Raw genomic sequence first — 17,318 nt, 5'->3', positions numbered from 1 at the left:
CGGTGGCAATGAAGAAAGTGTGCAGCTTCTGCGGAAGGAGCGACAAGGACGTGAGGCTCCTGATAACGGGGCTTACAGGTTACATCTGTGAGGATTGCGCCACGCAGGCATACCATATAGTGCAGTCGGCGGGCCTCGGCGAGCCGGAAGCCAAGAAGAGCGACAGGTTCCAGATAAAGAAAGTGCCGAAGCCAACCGAAATCAAGGCATACCTCGACGAATACATCATAGGGCAGGACGAGGCCAAGCGCAACCTCTCGGTGGCCGTCTACAACCACTACAAGCGCTTGCAGCAGCCCGACGACCCCTCGGGCGTGGAGATAGAGAAGAGCAACATCATCATGGTGGGCAGCACCGGCACGGGCAAGACGCTGCTGGCGCGCACCATAGCCAAGCTGCTCGACGTGCCGTTCACCATCGTCGACGCCACGGTGTTCACCGAGGCGGGATACGTGGGCGAAGACGTGGAGAGCATACTCTCGCGGCTGCTCCAGGTGGCCGACTACGATGTGCCCGCCGCCGAGCGCGGCATAGTCTTCATTGACGAGATAGACAAGATAGCCCGCAAGAGCGACAACCCGTCGATAACGCGCGACGTCAGCGGCGAGGGCGTGCAGCAGAGCCTCTTGAAGCTGCTCGAGGGAACCGTCGTCAACGTGCCACCCAAGGGCGGGCGCAAGCACCCCGACCAAGACTACACCCAGGTGGACACGCGCAACATACTGTTCATCTGCGGCGGGGCCTTCGACGGCATAGAGCGCAAGATAGCCCAAAGGCTCAACACCCACACCGTGGGCTACAACTCGGTGCAGAACGTGAGGAAAATAGACAAGGAAGACCTCATGCAGTACATCCTGCCGCAAGACCTCAAGGCCTTTGGCCTCATACCCGAGATAATAGGCCGCCTGCCGGTGCTCACCTACCTCAAGCCGCTCGACCGCGACGCCCTTGCCCGCATCCTTACCGAGCCCAAGAACTCGATAGTGAAGCAATACGCCAAGCTGTTTGCCATGGACGGCATAGAGCTGACGTTCAGCGACGAGGCCCTGAACCTCATCGTCGACAAGGCCGTAGAGTACAAGCTCGGCGCCCGCGGGCTCCGCTCCATCGTCGAAAGCATAATGATGGACGCCATGTTCGAGGTGCCGTCCACCGATGCAAAGACCTTTGAGGTCACTCTCGATTATGCCCGGCAGCAGCTGGATAAGTCACATTTGCAGAAGCTCGCTTCCTGAGATGTGCCCCGGCCGGCCTTTAGGCCTGCAACATACGAATAACCCTGGCGGCCGGGATGACGCGGCTGCCCCCAACCAAACCACGATATGACAGACAAGGTTAATCTTACAGAAGCGCTTAAGAAATATTTCGGTTTCGACAAGTTCAAGGGCGACCAGGAAGCCATCATACGCAACGTGCTCGACGGGCACGACACTTTCGTGCTCATGCCCACGGGCGGTGGCAAGTCGCTGTGCTACCAACTGCCGTCGCTGCTCATGGATGGCACGGCCATAGTCATCTCCCCCCTCATAGCGCTGATGAAGAACCAGGTTGACGTGATCAGCAACCTCAGCGAGGTGCAGGGGGTGGCCCACTACCTCAACTCGTCGCAGAACAAGGCCGCCATCGACCAGGTGAAGGCCGACATCCGCGCCGGGCGCACCAAGCTACTGTATGTCGCCCCGGAGTCGCTGACCAAAGAAGACAACGTGGAGTTCCTCAAGACGGTCAAAATATCGTTCTATGCCATCGACGAGGCGCATTGCATATCGGAGTGGGGTCATGATTTCAGGCCGGAGTATCGCCGCATACGCCCGATAATCAACGAGATCGGACAGGCGCCGGTGATCGCGTTGACGGCCACGGCCACCGACAAGGTGCGGACGGACATAAAGAAGAGCCTCGGCATCGTCGACGCCAAAGAGTTCAAGAGCTCTTTCAACAGGCCCAACCTGTATTACGAGGTGCGCCCCAAGACGAAAGACGTAGACAAGGACATCATAAAGTTCATAAAGCAGCACCCGGGCAAGAGCGGCATCATATACTGCCTCTCACGCAAGAAGGTGGAAGAGCTGGCCGCCATACTGCGCGCCAACGACATAAAGGCTGCCGCATACCACGCCGGGCTCGACTCCGCCACGCGCTCAAAGACGCAAGACGGCTTCCTCATGGAGAAGATCGACGTCATCGTGGCCACAATAGCCTTCGGCATGGGCATAGACAAGCCCGACGTGCGCTTCGTGATACACTACGACATACCCAAGAGCCTCGAGGGATATTACCAGGAGACGGGCCGGGCCGGGCGCGACGGGGGCGAGGGCCTCTGCGTGGCATTCTACTCGCACAAGGACCTGCAGAAACTCGACAAGTTCATGGAAGGCAAGCCCGTGGCAGAGCAGGACATTGGCCGGCAACTGCTGCAGGAGACGGCGGCATACGCCGAGACTTCCGTATGCAGGCGCAAGATGCTGCTGCATTATTTCGGCGAGAATTACACTCGCGACAATTGCGGCAATTGCGACAATTGCCTGCATCCCAAGCGCAAGATTGAGGCCGGGGCGCAATTGCTCACAGCCCTCAAGGCCATTGCGGCAATAAAAGAGAACTTCCGCTCAGACTATGTGATAGACTTCATCATGGGGCGCGAGACCGACGAAATAGTGGCGCACAAGCACCACGAGCTCGAGGCCTTCGGCTCGGGTGAGGACGACAACGAGAAGATATGGAACCCGCTCATACGCCAGGCGCTCATAGCGGGATACCTGAAGAAAGACGTTGAGAACTACGGGCTGCTGAAGATAACGCCCGAAGGAAAGAAATTCATAAAAAAACCTGAATCATTCATGATTGTAGAAGACAACGAATTCAACGAGGACGACGAAGCATCACTGGACGGCGCGGCCGGCGGCACGAGCGCGTTGGACCCGACATTGAGCGCAATGCTCAAAGACTTGCGCAAGAAGGTGTCAAAGAAAATGGGCCGCCCGCCGTACGTCATATTCCAAGACGTGTCGATAGACCAGATGGCCACCGACTACCCTGTCACCCTCGAGGAGCTCAAGAACATACAGGGAGTGGGCGAGGGCAAGGTGAAGCAGCCCTACGCCAAGGAGTTTGTCGACCTCATCAAGCGCTATTGCGAAGAGAACGACATCGTGCGCCAGGCCGACCTGCGCGTGCGCACGGTGGCCAAGAAGTCGATGCTCAAGGTGAGCATCATCCAGAGCATCGACCGCCAGATAGCGCTTGACGACATCGCCAACGCCAAGGGCATCGACTTCGACGAGATGCTCGACGAGGTTGAGGCCATCGTTTACTCGGGAACGAAGATAAACATCGACTATTTCCTCGAAGAGGTGATGGACGAAGACCATGTGGACGACATCTACGAGTACTTCAAGGAGTCGGAGACCGACGACCTGGAGACGGCCATACGCGAGCTGGGCGAAGACTACTCGGAAGACGAGATACGCCTGGTGCGCATAAAGTTCATATCCGACATGGCCAACTGACGCGCCCCCGGGCCTCCCGGACGCAACACGCCGGGGCAGGGCATACCCACCGTATGCCTTGCCCCGGCGCTTTTTGTCTGTTGCCCCGGGCCTGCTCCCGGCGTCCGGCGCGCCCGGGTCGTGCCCCGGCTCACCCCTCGCCGTGCGGCAGCCTTGGCGGTTGCGTATACCGCTCCTTGTCGGCCTCGGTAATCGCCCTGATCACCCGGCAGGGGTTGCCGGCTGCCAGCACATTGGCCGGGATGCTCCTCGTTACCACGCTGCCCGCGCCAATCACCGTGTTGTCGCCTATGGTCACGCCGGGCAGCACGCACACCTGCGCCCCTATCCACACGTTGTTGCCCACGGTTATGGGGAAGGCATACTCCAGTCCGCTGTTGCGCCGCTGGCTGTCGAGCGGGTGGCCGGCGGTGTAGAACCCGCATCCGGGGGCAACAAACACGTTGTCGCCGAATGTCACCTTGGCCCCGTCGAGTATCACGCAGTTCATGTTCATGAAGAAATTGTCGCCAATGCTTATGTTGTAGCCATAGTTGCAGAAGAATGGCGAGAGAATGGTCAGCGCCTTGCCCGCCCTGCCCAGCAGCCGGCGCAGCAGGGCCTCGCGTTCGGCCGCCATCGACGGGCGCATCTGGTTCAGCTCGTGGGTCATGTCGGCACACTCGGCCCTTTCGCGCAGCAGCTGCCCGTCGTAGTTAGCGTCGTATAGCAGTCCTTCGCTTGCTTTTTCCTTTTCGCTTTTCATGTTGTCTGGTTTTGTCGTTACAATTGCTTGTGCCTGCACTGCCCTTGACGGCAACGCCGGGCCTCTGTGGTGGGTTGATGCCCGGTAGCGGCCGCCGTTGCTGTGGGGCGAAGCCCGGGGGCACGGCCATGCAGTCGCGGCCCGCTGGCGCGATGGCAGCGGGATAGGCCGCCAGGCATCTGCAAAGATAGCTTTTTTATTTCATTCGGCCAATCGCAGTTGGCTGTTTTCATTTTTTTGTAACTTTTAGGAGTTCAGGAGTTGGTTCTTTAGGAGTTCAGGAGTACAGGAGTACAGGAGTTCAGACAATAGTTTTTGTGGATAAGGGGGGTAGAGGGAGGTAGAGGGAGTTAGAAGGAGTTAGAGGACAATGGCATTGACTATCTTCATGCACCACTTTCACAATGCTCCCATAGATTCCATGTTTCCATAACTATTGTCTGTACTCCCGTCTCCCGTCTCCAGCCTCCCGCCTCCAGCCTCCCGCCTCCAAAATCCCCCCCCCTTGGCAGCACAGCTCCGCAAACCGCAGACATTCGCACGGCAGCCAAATCGTTGCCTCTGTTTCTCAAATACCCCGCTAAAGGTTTATTCCTCAATCGGGTGTGCCAGACTGATGAAAAACTAAAATAATTTCATGCCGCGGCAGGGCCTCGGCAGGCAAGTCGTCATTGCCGTATGATGGCTTGCCAGCCATGCCGGCCGTAGCGTGCCGTGCCGACGGCAGGCCCGCTATGCCCGCCCACCGGCGCCGGGCGGCCGTGGTGGCAATGCGCCGGTGGGGGCGGTGCCATGGGCGGCTCGACATCAGGCCATGCTGCCGTCCTTTGTGGCTCGTCCACAGGCAGTTGCGCCGCCGCATGGCGACTGTGCGCCCCGCTCACCCTCCGTGTGCCCGCTTGCCGTGAAACCCGCCGGCAGGCTCAATGTGTGGTGATGCTGAACAGTGTTTTGCCGTGGCTCCTGCATCCGATTTTGCCGTGCGTGCTGCTAAACAGATGCCGGCGGCAGTAGCAATGGCAGTTGTTGCATCCATGGGCAAAACTACTGGTGTTTGTCAAAAAAAACTCCGACAGGTAGGGCGATGGCCTCCGGCCGGAATGCCGTCGGGTGGACTGACGCCTTGACGCAGCTCGCCACCGCCCAGGCTCCTGCTGGCGGGCATGCCCATTCGCCGGCGGCCGGTGGCGCGGCGTGGCAGGGCATGACACTGCAGTGCGCTTTATGCCATTTGCAATCTATCACTACTCGGGGGTTAGTGCCAACTGCAATGTATATATAAAAATATACATTGCAGTTGGCACTATACACCCACATGTCGTCGTGCTTTTTTCCCTTTGCAGTTGGCACTAAGCCCGGCAAGCGCCATCCGCAGTGCCAATTGCAGTACCGTGGGCCCCCTCATGGGCGGGGCTTCTGGCCGTGGGCCGCCGTCGGCGCCGCCCGTTGGCCGTGGCCCTCGGTGGGCCAGGCTCTGTCCTGTCTTGGGCCATTGTTGGCGTAAGGGCGAAGAAACCATCCCGCGTGCTTGTTTTTTCCTTCCCCCTGTTGTACCTTTGTGGCCGTTGGGTGGCGTGCCGCATGCGGCCGGCAGTGGCCGGGCGGCTCGCCGCAAATGATAATCATCAAAGCGTGGATATATGGCAAGCAGCATTGATTTTGTGGATTTTGTGTGCAGGCAGATATCGCCTGCCGGCGACGTCAGTTGGCGGAAGATGTTCGGCGACACCTGTTACGCCAAAGACCTCCCGGCCGTGGCCCGGCTCCTGCCCGACGCCGAGCGCGGCTGCCCCTACGACGGGGCCCGCGGGCACATCATCGTCGACGTGGGCCACGGCGAGCTTGCCGTGCGGGTGGCCAGGGCGCTGTGGGAGGCGCTGCCCTTCCCGAAGAAGCGCAGCCGCAAGGGCTGAGCCGGGCGCCCCGCCATGCGGCCGCCGGGGCCGTATCGGCAGGCCAGACGGCCCGTATGGCATGGCCAGACGGCCCATCAGGGCCTAAGCCTTGGCGCGGCGTGGCAGAGGGGCGCGGGGCGGTCGGCATGGCCGGTGGCAGCCCGGCCGCGTGGTTTTGCCCCCGTCGCGTCGGCCGAAGCGAGATTTGGGCTAAATCGTGTTAACGGCCGAAGAAAATGGCGCGGCCATAACGGCTAACTGAAAAAAAAGTGCTAAATTTGCACGCAATAATTTTATACAGTATCAAATATGTCATCATTTATTGCAGATAAAATCGTGATGGACGGCTTGACTTTTGACGACGTCCTCTTAATCCCGGCTTATTCAGACGTGCTGCCCAAGACAGTGGAGTTGAAAACAAGGTTCTCGCGCAACATCGAGCTTAACGTGCCATTCGTGACCGCGGCCATGGACACCGTCACCGAGTCGCAGATGGCCATAGCCATAGCTCGTGAGGGCGGCATCGGCGTCATCCACAAGAACATGACCATCGAGGAGCAGGCCCGCCAGGTGGCAATCGTGAAGCGTGCAGAGAACGGAATGATATACGACCCCGTGACCATACGCCGCGGCTCCACCGTCAAGGACGCTCTCGACATGATGGCAGAATACCATATCGGCGGCATACCCGTGGTAGACGAAGACAACCACCTGGTGGGCATCGTCACCAACCGCGACCTGCGCTTTGAGCGCCACCTGGACAAGAAGGTGGACGACGTGATGTCGAAAGACAACCTCGTGACCACGCACATGCAGACCGACCTGGCCGCCGCAGCCCAGATACTGCAGGAGAACAAGATCGAGAAGCTGCCGGTGGTAGACAAAGACAACCACCTTGTGGGCCTGATAACCTACAAGGACATAACCAAGGCCAAGGACAAGCCCATGGCATGCAAAGACGAGAAGGGCCGCCTGCGCGTGGCCGCCGGCGTGGGCGTCACCGTCGACACGCTCGACCGCATGCAGGCCCTTGTCGACGCCGGTGCCGACGCCATAGTGATAGACACGGCCCACGGCCATTCAAAATATGTGGTCGAGAAGCTTGTCGAGGCCAAGAAGTCGTTCCCGCAGGTAGACATCGTGGTGGGCAACGTGGCCACGGGCGAGGCCGCACGGCTGCTCGTGGACAATGGTGCCGACGCCGTGAAGGTGGGCATCGGGCCGGGCTCTATATGCACCACGCGCGTGGTGGCAGGCGTGGGCGTGCCGCAGCTGTCGGCAGTCTACGATGTGTTCAGCGCCCTTAAGGGCACGGGCGTGCCCCTCATAGCCGACGGCGGCCTGCGCTATTCGGGCGACATCGTCAAGGCCCTGGCCGCCGGCGGAAGCTCGGTGATGATAGGGTCGCTCGTGGCCGGCACCGAAGAGAGCCCCGGCGAGACCATCATCTTCAACGGGCGCAAGTTCAAGAGCTACCGCGGCATGGGCTCGCTCGAGGCCATGGAGCAGAAGAACGGCTCGAAGGACCGCTACTTCCAGAGCGACACGAAAGACGTGAAGAAGCTCGTGCCCGAGGGCATCGCCGGCCGCGTGCCTTACAAGGGCACCGTGCAGGAGGTGATCTACCAGCTCGTGGGCGGGCTGCGCTCGGGCATGGGCTATTGCGGGGCTGCCGACATAGAGCGCCTGCACCAGGCCAAGTTCACCCGGATAACCAACGCCGGCGTGCTCGAGAGCCATCCCCACGACATCGCCATCACGAGCGAGGCGCCAAACTATTCGAGACCTAACGATTGACCAAAGCGATGAAGATAGGAGCAATGATTGCCGCCCTGCTCATGGCAGCCGGGGCGGCAACCGCCCAGGACGACCCCACGGTGATGACCATCAACGGCCAGCCCGTGGCCCGTTCGGAGTTTGAGTATTCATACAACAAGAACAACGCCGAGGGCGTGATTGACAAGAAGACGGTGGACGAGTATGTCGACCTGTTCATAAACTACAAGCTCAAGGTGGCTGCGGCGCTCGACGCCAGGCTCGACACCATGGCCTCGTTCAAGACCGAGTTCGCGCAGTACCGCGACCAGCAGATAAGGCCAACGTTTGTGGGCGACGCCGACATCGAGGCCGAGGCGCGCAGGGTGTACGACAACACCAAGAGGGCCATAGGCCCGCGGGGGCTGGTGCGCCCGGCGCACATATTCCTATACGTGGGCCAGAAGGCCACCGACGCCGAGCGGCAGAAGGTGAAGGAGCGCATCGACTCCATATACGCGGCCCTCAAGGGCGGCGCCGACTTCGCCGAGACGGCCAAGAGCCTGTCGCAAGACCCGGGCTCGGCCGCCAACGGCGGACTGCTGCCGTGGATTGGGCCGAGCCAGACGCTGAAGGAGTTTGAAGACAGGGCCTACGCCCTGAAGGACGGCGAGATGAGCGAGCCGTTCCTCTCGCCCGCCGGCTACCACATCATACTCATGAAGGGCCACAAGCAGCTCGAGCCCTACGACTCGCTGCGCGGCAACATAATGAAGTTCATAGAGCAGCGCAACATACGCGAGCACCTGGCACTGGCGCGCATAGACACCATCGTGGCACGCTCCGCAGGCACGCTGACACGCGAGCAGGTGATAGAGCGCAGGGCCGACTCGCTGATGGCCGCCGACCCGGCCCTGAAGAACCTGATACGCGAATACCACGACGGACTGCTGCTCTACGAGATCAGCAACCGCATGGTGTGGAACAAGGCCGCCACCGACACGCTCGGGCTGGAGGCATTCTTCAAGAAAAACAAGAAGAAGTATGCATGGAGCCAACCGCGATACAAGGGCATGGCATACCACGTGAAAGACAAGGCCGACGTAGAGGCCGTGAAGGACTGCGTGAGGAAACTGCCGTTTGGCGAGTGGGCCGAGGCCCTGCGCACAACGTTCAACAACGACTCGGTGCTGCGCATCCGCGTGGAGAAGGGCGTGTTCAAGGAAGGAGACAACGCGCTCATCGACCGCGAGGTGTTCAAGAAAGACGTAAAGGTGGCGCCCACCAAAGACTTCCCCATCGACGCCGTCTACGGCAAGCTGCTTAAGAAAGGGCCTGAGGAATATACCGACGTGCGCGGCCTGGTGACCGCCGACTACCAAGACTTGCTTGAGAAGAACTGGGTGGACGAGCTGCGCAAGAAGTACAAGGTGGAGGTAAACAAAGACGTATTGAAAACAGTAAACAATCATAAATAGCAGATGAAACTAAAAGGCAATCTCTGTTTCGCCACGCTGCTGGCCTGTGCCTCGATGGCCGGCGTCGACTCTGCAGCCCAGACCGCCGCCGACTCTTCCGCACACAATGTGGTGGACGAGGTGATATGGGTGGTGGGCGACGAGCCCATACTGAAGTCGGAAGTGGAGGCGATGCGCATGCAGGCCGCACAGGAAGGTACCAGGTGGAACGGCGACCCCGACTGCGTGATACCCGAGCAACTGGCCGTGCAGAAGCTGTTTCTGCACCAGGCTGCCATCGACAGCGTCGAGGTGACCGAGGCCGACGTGCAGGGGCAGGTGGACAACTATGTGGAATACTGGATTCAGCAGGCCGGCTCGAGAGAGAAGCTTGAGGAATACAAGAAGCAGAGCATCAGCCAGATACGCAACGAGCTGCACGACATCGTACACGACCAGATGACCACGCAGAAGATGCGCGAGAAGCTGGTGGAGAACATCAAGGTGACACCCGGCGAGGTGAGGCGCTATTTCAAGGACATGCCCCAAGACAGCATACCCTTTGTGCCTACCGAGGTGGAGGTGCAAATAATCACACAGACGCCACGCATCGAGCAGGAAGAGATAAACAGGGTGAAAGACGAGCTGCGCTCGTTTACCGACAGGATAAACAAGGGCGAGACGTCGTTCTCTACCCTGGCGCGGCTCTACTCGGAAGACCCGGGGTCGGCACGCTCGGGCGGAGAGATAGACTACGCGGGCCGCACCACCTTCGACCCGGCCTTCGCCAACGTGGCCTTCAACCTGACCGACCCCAAGAAGGTGTCGAAGATCGTTGAGTCGGAGTTTGGCTTCCACATCATACAGCTCATCGACAAGCGCGGCGACAAGATCAAGGTGCGCCACATACTGCTCAAGCCGCGCATCTCGGACAAGGCCGTCAGCAGCTCGCTGGCACGCCTCGACTCTATACGCACGGACATAACCAAGGGCTTGTTCACCTTCGAAGAGGGCGCCACCGTCATCTCCGACGACAAGGACACGCGCAACAACCACGGATTGATGTCTAACATAATGGGCTCGGCGCGCACCTCGAAATTCAGGATGCAAGACCTGCCGCCCGAGGTGGCAAGGGTTGTAGACACCATGAAGGTGGGCGAGATATCGGCACCTTTCAGCATGATAAACGACAGGGGAAAGACGGTTTGCGCCATCGTGAAGCTGAAAAACCGCGTCGACGGCCACAAGGCCACCATCACCGAAGACTTCCAGGTGATGAAGGACCTTGTGCTTGGCAAGCGCCGCGAGGAGAAGCTGCACGAGTGGGTGGCAGACAAGATAAAGACAACCTACGTGCGCATCAACGACCGGTACAAGGACTGCAAGTTTGAATATCAAGGCTGGATAAAATGACCAGGAAACCATTCCCTGCCAAACTTTTCAGCGGGCATAGAACCACCATTGCCTTGGTTCTATGCCTGTTTGGGCTATGTGTGGCCCGGTCGATGCTGCCCGTGAAGCAGCGCGCGGCCAGGGGCGCCGCCGACGACAACCGCGTTTACCTCATACATGCCGACGTGCTGCACTACGACCGCTACAAAAACCCCGACGCCCAGATACTGAACGGCCATGTGGCCTTCCGCCACCAGGGCGCCACGCTATATTGCGACAGCGCGCATTTCTATGAGATGTCCAACTCGTTCGAGGCTTTCGGCCACGTGAAGATGTACCAGGGCGACACCTTGTCGCTGTTCAGCGACTACGCCTTCTACGACGGCAACGAGCAGATGGCCATGGCGCGATACAACGTCGTGCTCAAGCACCGCAAGTCGACGCTGTACACCGACAGCCTGAACTTCGACCGGCTGTACAATGTGGGCTACTTCTTCGAGGGCGGAAAGCTCGTTGACAAGGACAGCGAGCTGACCTCCGACTGGGGCGAATACTACACCGAGACAAAGCAGGCGGTGTTCAACTACGACGTGCAGCTGCGCAACAAGAAGTTTTTCCTGACCAGCGACACGCTTTACTACGACACGGGCACGTCGGTGGCGCATGCCGTTGGCCCGTCGAACATCACATCGGGCGCAAGCCACATATATACCGAAGACGGATATTACAACACCAACCTCGACAGGGCCAGGCTCTTCGGACGCTCGGTGATGAGCGACAAGGGCAAGTGGATGACCGGCGACAGCGTATACTACGACAGCAAGCAGGGCACGAGCGAGGCTTTCGACAATGTGGTCTACGTTGACTCGCTGAACAAGAACATGATGACCTGCGACTATTATTGGTATAACGAGAACACCGGCTACGGCATGGCCACCAAGCGCGCCGTGGCCATAGACTACTCGCAGAAAGACTCGCTATACATGCATGCCGACACGTTCAAGATATATACGTACAACATCGACACCGACTCGGCATACCGCAAGATACACGCATACAACAAGGTGAGGGCCTACCGCATAGACGTGCAGGCCGTGTGCGACTCGCTGGTGTACAACAGCAAGGACTCGTGCCTTACGATGTACCGCGACCCCATAGTGTGGAACCAGAGCCAGCAGCTGCTTGGCGAGGTGATAAAGGTCTACATGAAAGACTCTACCATCAACCGCGCCCATGTCATCGGCCAGGCGCTCTCGGTTGAGCAGCTGCCCGACTCGACCAACTACAACCAGGTGTCGTCCGACGAGATGTTCGCCTTCTTCCGCAACGGAGAGATATATGAGGCCGACGCCAACGACAATGTGCTCATCGTCTATTACCCCGTCGACGACAGCGACAGCTCGCTCATAGGGCTGAACTATACCGAGACCACCCAGCTGAAGGTGTTTCTCGAAAACCGCAAGATGAAGAAGGTGTGGATGCCGAAGGCCGAAGGCACCCTTTACCCCATGTCGCAGATACCCCCGGCCAAGCGTTTCCTGCCGAGCTACGCATGGTTTGACTACGTGCGCCCGCTCAACAAGGACGACATATTCAACTGGCGGGGCAAGAAGGCGGGCACCGAGCTCAAGGTGGTGGCCCGCAAGGAGGCCCCGCTGCAGCACCTGTCGGGCAAGCCGTCGGCGTCAGACTCGATACCTGTCGACAGGCCTAAGTCGCCCCTGGCGGCGCCGCCGGTGCCGCGCCGCTCCGGTGCCGACACGCTGAAGGCGCCTGCCTTGCCGGCCGACTCCGCAGGCTTGGCAGCCCCGGCCGACTCTGCGGCCGCCGCCGTGGCACCCGCGGCCGTGACGCAACCGGCCCAGGCCGAGGCCGCAGGGGCCGATGGCGGAGAGGGCAACCGCGAGGGCGACAAGGCCGGCGGGACTGCCGCCGGGGCGGCAGCCACCCGCCCGGAAGACGGCGCCGGGGCCGGGGAGGGCGGGGCATGAGCCTGTTTTCCAGGCGCAAGCCCCGCGGCTTCAACCACAGGTACATATATTATGATGAGCGCCGCGAGCGGTTGAGGGCCATCGAGGAGCGTGCCCGGCGCGAGCTTGGCATCGAGGCGCCCGAGGAGTTCAGGCCGGAGCATTTGAGAGGGGTGTTCTCGGGCAGCACGCGCCACCTGCGCAGGGCCCGCGAGCGCGAGGCCTCCGGCCGCCCCAGGATGCATGTGGCAGTGCTTGTGTTCCTGCTCATCGTGCTGCTGGCCTTGGTGCGCTACATACTCTGACGGGCGGCCGTGGCGGGCGGAGCGGCCCGTGTGCCGCCGCCGCGATGCGGCAGCCCCATGCCCCCGGAGGCATGCTTTGATTATTGCCCGTGGCCCCGTTTGCGGCCACCCCGAGGCCGGGGCCGCGCGGGCGGGCGTTTGCTAACTGAAATACCAACGATCAATGAGTGACATCATACAATTGCTGCCCGACTCCGTGGCAAACCAGATAGCCGCCGGCGAGGTGATACAGCGCCCGGCGTCGGTGATAAAAGAATTGGTTGAGAACGCCGTCGATGCCGGCGCCACCGCCATCAACGTGCTTGTGGTCGACGCCGGGCGCACGTCGATACAGGTAATCGACAACGGCACGGGCATGTCGGAGACCGACGCGCGCCTGGCGTTCGAGCGCCACGCCACGTCGAAGATACGCAAGGCCGACGACTTGTTCGCCCTGCACACCATGGGGTTCAGGGGCGAGGCGCTCGCGTCGATAGCCGCCGTGGCGCAGGTGGAGCTCAAGACTCGGCTCGAGGGGCGCGACATAGGCACCCACCTGTCTATCTCCGGCTCGCGCGTGGTGGGCCAGGAGCCGGTGGCTTGCCCCGTAGGGTGCAACTTCATGGTCGAGAACCTGTTCTTCAACGTGCCGGCGCGGCGCAAGTTCCTCAAGACCAATGCCACCGAGCTAAACAACATCGTGGCGGCTTATGAGCGCATAGTGCTCGTCTATCCCGCCATCAGCTTCACGCTGCACAGCAATGGGGCGGAAATGATGAACCTGCGCGCGGGCAGCCTCAGGCAGCGCATAACCGACGTGTTCGGCCGCCGGATAAGCCAAGACCTGCTGCCGGTGGAGGTAGACACGGCCCTGTGCCGCATACGCGGCTATGTGGGCAAGCCGGAGTCGGCGCGAAAGAAGGGCGTGCATGAGTATTTCTTCGTCAACGGACGGTATATGAAGCACCCATACTTCCACAAGGCTGTGATGAACGCTTTCGACCGTCTGGTGCCCGTGGGCATGCAGGTGCCTTATTTCATCTACATCGAAGTGGACCCGGCAAACATCGATGTGAACATACACCCGACAAAGACCGAGATTAAGTTTGAGAACGAACAGGCTGTGTGGCAGATCATCACGGCTGCGGTGAAAGACTCCATAGGGCGCTTCTGCGAGGTGCCTACAATAGATTTCGACACCGAGGGCTGCCCCGACATACCTGTGTTCGACCCGGGCAACGGGGCCGCGCAGCCGTCGGTCGACTTCAACCCGGCGTACAACCCCTTCAAGACCGAGCACCAGGCAAGGCCGAAGATGCCCGGCAGTTGGGAGGAGATGTACTCGGGGGTGAAGGCCGACGTGCCTTCCGAGCCCGACAGCCTGTTTGGCGACGGGGAGATGGCCGAAGAGCCGGCTGATGCCGCGGGCGCCCCTGCCGTAGAGGCTCCGGCCGCCGACGACAAGTCGCCGGTGCATTACCAATACAAGGGCAGGTATATCATGACCGCCGTGAAGTCGGGGCTGATGATAATAGACCAGCACCGGGCCGACCTGCGCATACGCTACGAGCGCTACCTGGCTCAGTTTGGCGGGCGGGCGGCCGGCACACAGCGCGTGCTCTTCCCCGAGGTGGTGCAGTTTGCGCCGTCAGACGCCGTGGTGCTCGACAAGGTGATGCCCGAGCTCGAGGCCATCGGCTTCGAACTGACCGCCCTCGGCCAGAACAGCTATGCCGTCAACGGGGTGCCTGCCGGCTTTGACGGCATCGACTGCGTGGCGCTGCTCCGCACCATGGTGGCCGATGCACTGGAGTGCAGCTCGGGCTCTGTCGACGAGCTGAACAAGTCGCTCGCCATGAGCATGGCGCGGGCTGCGGCCATACCCGAGGGCCAGGTGCTCGACAACATGGCCATGGAGAGCCTTGTCAACGAGCTGTTTGCCTGTTCCAACGTGAACTACACACCCGACGGTAAGGCCATCATCTGCATACTGCCGCAGCGAGAGATCGAGCAGCTGCTCGGCTGACGGCGCCGCAGGCGCAAGGGGCTTGGCGGGATAGACGGCAGAGACGGTGTGGGGCCTCAGTCAGTGGACCCACGCCGTCTGTGGTTTGCTCGTGCGCTGTTTGCGCATCAAGCATGGCCGGATTGGGCGTGGGGCCGGCCGTGGGCAGAGGGCCGGGCCACCTGTGGCGCCCGCGGGGGCACATGCCGCATGCCGTTTTGGCGCATGCGCTTTTCCCTTTTAAGTAGGTGTTCAAAATTAATTGCCATCAAATTGTGCGCTATTTCGGCGATGCATGCAAAAGTCCGAAGAGGGAGCGTAGCGGGCTACGCGACCGATGAGAATTTGGTATGCGGCCCGAAAGAGCACACAAGATGGTGGCAAAGATATAGAGGACACCTGCAAGGTCTATTGTATCGGTTGATTTTGAACAGCTACTTATTATTAATAATGTGCTAGGGGTTGCGGCTTTAGCTGCCGGGACGTGGTTTTGTATGATTTGTTTCTTGTTGGCGGGCGGTGCCGGCCGCCCGCGGTTATTAATTGTAGCCGTAGACTGATTAAACGTGATTTTACGATGATTATTGCGCAATAATATTGGACATTTAGTAATATTTCACCCAAAAATTGTTTTTTAAGGCATGTTTTGTTTGGCTGAATGAAAAGAAATGTTTACTTTTGCACATACTACTAAGTGTGATATATTGTTTAAGTATAATTAGTATAGGTATGAAAAAGTTATTAATTATGCTGGCTTTTGCCAGCGTCTCTGTAGCCGGAATGGCTCAGGACAACGAATCAGCTGTACCTGAAATGAAGTACAGCGTTGCCACGAACTCCTTCTGGAGCAACTGGTTTGTACAGGCAAACCTTGCCGGAAGCGTTTTCTATAGCAACGAAGAGATGGGCTACGGCTTGTCAAAGAGCCCGTTCAAGGGATTCCGCAACAATCTCGGATTCTCTGTTGCAATAGGTAAGTGGTTTACTCCGGGCATCGGATTGCGCACAAAGTTCAACGGCGTATGGGGCCGCACTGTTGCCAGCGACGATAAAGACCTGAACGCAAGCAAGTATTGGGTGCTCAACGAGCAGGTGCTCTTCAACCTGAGCAACATGATTTGCGGTTACAACGAGACCCGTGTGTGGAACTTCATCCCCTATCTGGGTGCAGGTTACGGCCGTAACATGAGCTACAACCGTTACGGAATGGACCTCAACCTCGGTATCCTCAACACCTTCCGCCTGAGCCGCAAGGTGGCCATCAACCTCGACTTGTCGTGGGCTTGGTTCGAGCCCGACTTCGACGGCATCACCGAAGACGGCCCGACAGCTACAGGATGGCCCAAGACACGCGACAACATGCTGAACGTGGAAGTGGGTATCACCTACAACCTGGGCAAGGCTAAGTGGGACAAGACTCCCGACGTGGAGGCTCTCAAGGCTCTCTCGCAGGGCCAGATCGACGCCCTCAACGCACAGCTGGCCGACGCTCAGTCTGAGAACGCCAAGCTGAAGGACATGCTGGCCAACCAGAAGCCCGCTGAGACAAAGGTGGTGAAGGAAGTGGTTGCAGCTCCCGTATCTGTGTTCTTCAACATCGGCAAGTCTAAGATTGCCTCTAAGAAGGATCTCCAGAACGTCAAGGACCTCGTTGAGGTTGCCAAGGCCAACAACTCTAAGATTGTGGTTACCGGATATGCTGACAGCAAGACCGGAAGCGCAAGCTGGAACAAGAAGCTGAGCCAGAAGCGTGCCGACACTGTTGCCGACGAGCTCGTCAACATGGGCGTAAGCCGCGACAACATCGAGGTTGTTGCTGCCGGTGGCGTCAACACGCTGTCTCCGGTTTCTTACAACCGTCGCGCCACTGTTGCAATAAAGTAATTACAAGGAATTTTTATTTACTGGGCCGGCTGGGCATCATGCCCCGCCGGCCCTCTTTTTTTGCTTTCGATGGCCCTGCTTTGCTCGAGGCGCCATTGTTTTTAGCTCGAATCGCCCCGCCGTTTTTGCTGTTGATGGCTTTTTGGCTGTGGCGTCATCGGTGTTTGACAGCCAGTTTCACGTTGCCCTTTGCGGGGGCTTTGGCGTTGTAGTGATGGCGGCGATGGGCCAGGATGATGAAAAAATGAAGGTAAGATTGAAAAAAAGCGCCTCAAAATTTGGCCATGACAAAAAATGTTTGTACCTTTGCAACCGCTTAAGACAAGCAACTCGGGCGCTTAGCTCAGCTGGTTTAGAGCATCTGCCTTACAAGCAGAGGGTCGGGGGTTCGAATCCCTCAGCGCCCACACGAGTGAGAGACA

Annotated in this window: 10 protein-coding genes, 1 tRNA gene and 1 pseudogene; 11 read left to right on the top strand and 1 reads right to left on the bottom strand. The window is 59.4% G+C overall.

Annotated features, from left to right (window positions below):
• Positions 1–8: 8 nt before the first annotated feature.
• Complete coding sequence (gene clpX, locus H6B30_RS02165; RefSeq protein WP_205107426.1) at positions 9–1,235, top strand: ATP-dependent Clp protease ATP-binding subunit ClpX; 1,227 nt, start codon at positions 9–11, stop codon at positions 1,233–1,235.
• Positions 1,236–1,322: 87 nt separating this feature from the next.
• Positions 1,323–3,509 carry a DNA helicase RecQ gene (gene recQ / locus H6B30_RS02160; protein WP_205107424.1) on the top strand — a complete coding sequence of 729 codons (2,187 nt, stop codon included), beginning with the start codon at positions 1,323–1,325 and terminating at the stop codon, positions 3,507–3,509.
• 130 nt (positions 3,510–3,639) lie between these two features.
• Here the strand turns inward: recQ and H6B30_RS02155 are convergent, their stop codons facing one another.
• On the bottom strand, positions 3,640–4,254 hold the full coding sequence (locus tag H6B30_RS02155; RefSeq protein WP_205107422.1) for a sugar O-acetyltransferase: 615 nt from the start codon (positions 4,252–4,254) through the stop codon (positions 3,640–3,642).
• Positions 4,255–5,894: 1,640 nt separating this feature from the next.
• On the opposite strand from H6B30_RS02155, the gene H6B30_RS02150 reads away from it, so the two are divergent.
• From H6B30_RS02150 to H6B30_RS02110, 9 genes and pseudogenes are all read left to right on the top strand, one after another.
• Positions 5,895–6,167, top strand: coding sequence for a transcriptional regulator (locus tag H6B30_RS02150; RefSeq protein ID WP_205107420.1), 273 nt, complete (start codon positions 5,895–5,897; stop codon positions 6,165–6,167).
• Positions 6,168–6,458: 291 nt separating this feature from the next.
• Positions 6,459–7,946: an IMP dehydrogenase gene (guaB, locus tag H6B30_RS02145; RefSeq protein ID WP_205107418.1), complete on the top strand. Its 1,488-nt coding sequence runs from the start codon at positions 6,459–6,461 to the stop codon at positions 7,944–7,946.
• Between the two features lie 8 nt (positions 7,947–7,954).
• Positions 7,955–9,382 carry a peptidylprolyl isomerase gene (locus tag H6B30_RS02140; protein WP_205107416.1) on the top strand — a complete coding sequence of 476 codons (1,428 nt, stop codon included), beginning with the start codon at positions 7,955–7,957 and terminating at the stop codon, positions 9,380–9,382.
• A 3-nt stretch (positions 9,383–9,385) separates the two neighbouring features.
• Positions 9,386–10,774, top strand: coding sequence for a peptidylprolyl isomerase (locus H6B30_RS02135; protein WP_205107414.1), 1,389 nt, complete (start codon positions 9,386–9,388; stop codon positions 10,772–10,774).
• Positions 10,771–12,411, top strand: a pseudogene (locus H6B30_RS02130) (OstA-like protein); the annotation flags it as partial. The gene H6B30_RS02135 and the pseudogene H6B30_RS02130, both read left to right, overlap by 4 nt.
• Before the next feature lie 329 nt (positions 12,412–12,740).
• Positions 12,741–13,028 carry a hypothetical protein gene (locus H6B30_RS02125; RefSeq protein WP_205107411.1) on the top strand — a complete coding sequence of 96 codons (288 nt, stop codon included), beginning with the start codon at positions 12,741–12,743 and terminating at the stop codon, positions 13,026–13,028.
• 163 nt (positions 13,029–13,191) lie between these two features.
• Positions 13,192–15,033, top strand: coding sequence for a DNA mismatch repair endonuclease MutL (gene mutL / locus H6B30_RS02120; RefSeq protein ID WP_205107409.1), 1,842 nt, complete (start codon positions 13,192–13,194; stop codon positions 15,031–15,033).
• Between the two features lie 708 nt (positions 15,034–15,741).
• Positions 15,742–16,896 carry an OmpA family protein gene (locus H6B30_RS02115; protein WP_205107407.1) on the top strand — a complete coding sequence of 385 codons (1,155 nt, stop codon included), beginning with the start codon at positions 15,742–15,744 and terminating at the stop codon, positions 16,894–16,896.
• Between the two features lie 332 nt (positions 16,897–17,228).
• Positions 17,229–17,303 (top strand) — tRNA-Val (locus H6B30_RS02110).
• The last annotated feature ends 15 nt before the right edge of the window (positions 17,304–17,318 follow it).

This window comes from Marseilla massiliensis, assembly GCF_016899955.1.
Taxonomy (GTDB): domain Bacteria; phylum Bacteroidota; class Bacteroidia; order Bacteroidales; family Bacteroidaceae; genus Prevotella; species Prevotella intestinigallinarum.
Note: the sequence above shows the minus strand (reverse complement) of the source record. Positions and strands in the feature narration are given on the sequence as shown.

Coding starts and splice junctions, on each gene's coding strand:
- mutL (WP_205107409.1), top strand. CDS start 13,192: ATGAGTGACATCATACAATTGCTGCCCGACTCCGTGGCAAACCAGATA.
- H6B30_RS02140 (WP_205107416.1), top strand. CDS start 7,955: ATGAAGATAGGAGCAATGATTGCCGCCCTGCTCATGGCAGCCGGGGCG.
- recQ (WP_205107424.1), top strand. CDS start 1,323: ATGACAGACAAGGTTAATCTTACAGAAGCGCTTAAGAAATATTTCGGT.
- guaB (WP_205107418.1), top strand. CDS start 6,459: ATGTCATCATTTATTGCAGATAAAATCGTGATGGACGGCTTGACTTTT.
- H6B30_RS02125 (WP_205107411.1), top strand. CDS start 12,741: ATGAGCCTGTTTTCCAGGCGCAAGCCCCGCGGCTTCAACCACAGGTAC.
- clpX (WP_205107426.1), top strand. CDS start 9: ATGAAGAAAGTGTGCAGCTTCTGCGGAAGGAGCGACAAGGACGTGAGG.
- H6B30_RS02115 (WP_205107407.1), top strand. CDS start 15,742: ATGAAAAAGTTATTAATTATGCTGGCTTTTGCCAGCGTCTCTGTAGCC.
- H6B30_RS02150 (WP_205107420.1), top strand. CDS start 5,895: ATGGCAAGCAGCATTGATTTTGTGGATTTTGTGTGCAGGCAGATATCG.
- H6B30_RS02135 (WP_205107414.1), top strand. CDS start 9,386: ATGAAACTAAAAGGCAATCTCTGTTTCGCCACGCTGCTGGCCTGTGCC.
- H6B30_RS02155 (WP_205107422.1), bottom strand. CDS start 4,254: ATGAAAAGCGAAAAGGAAAAAGCAAGCGAAGGACTGCTATACGACGCT.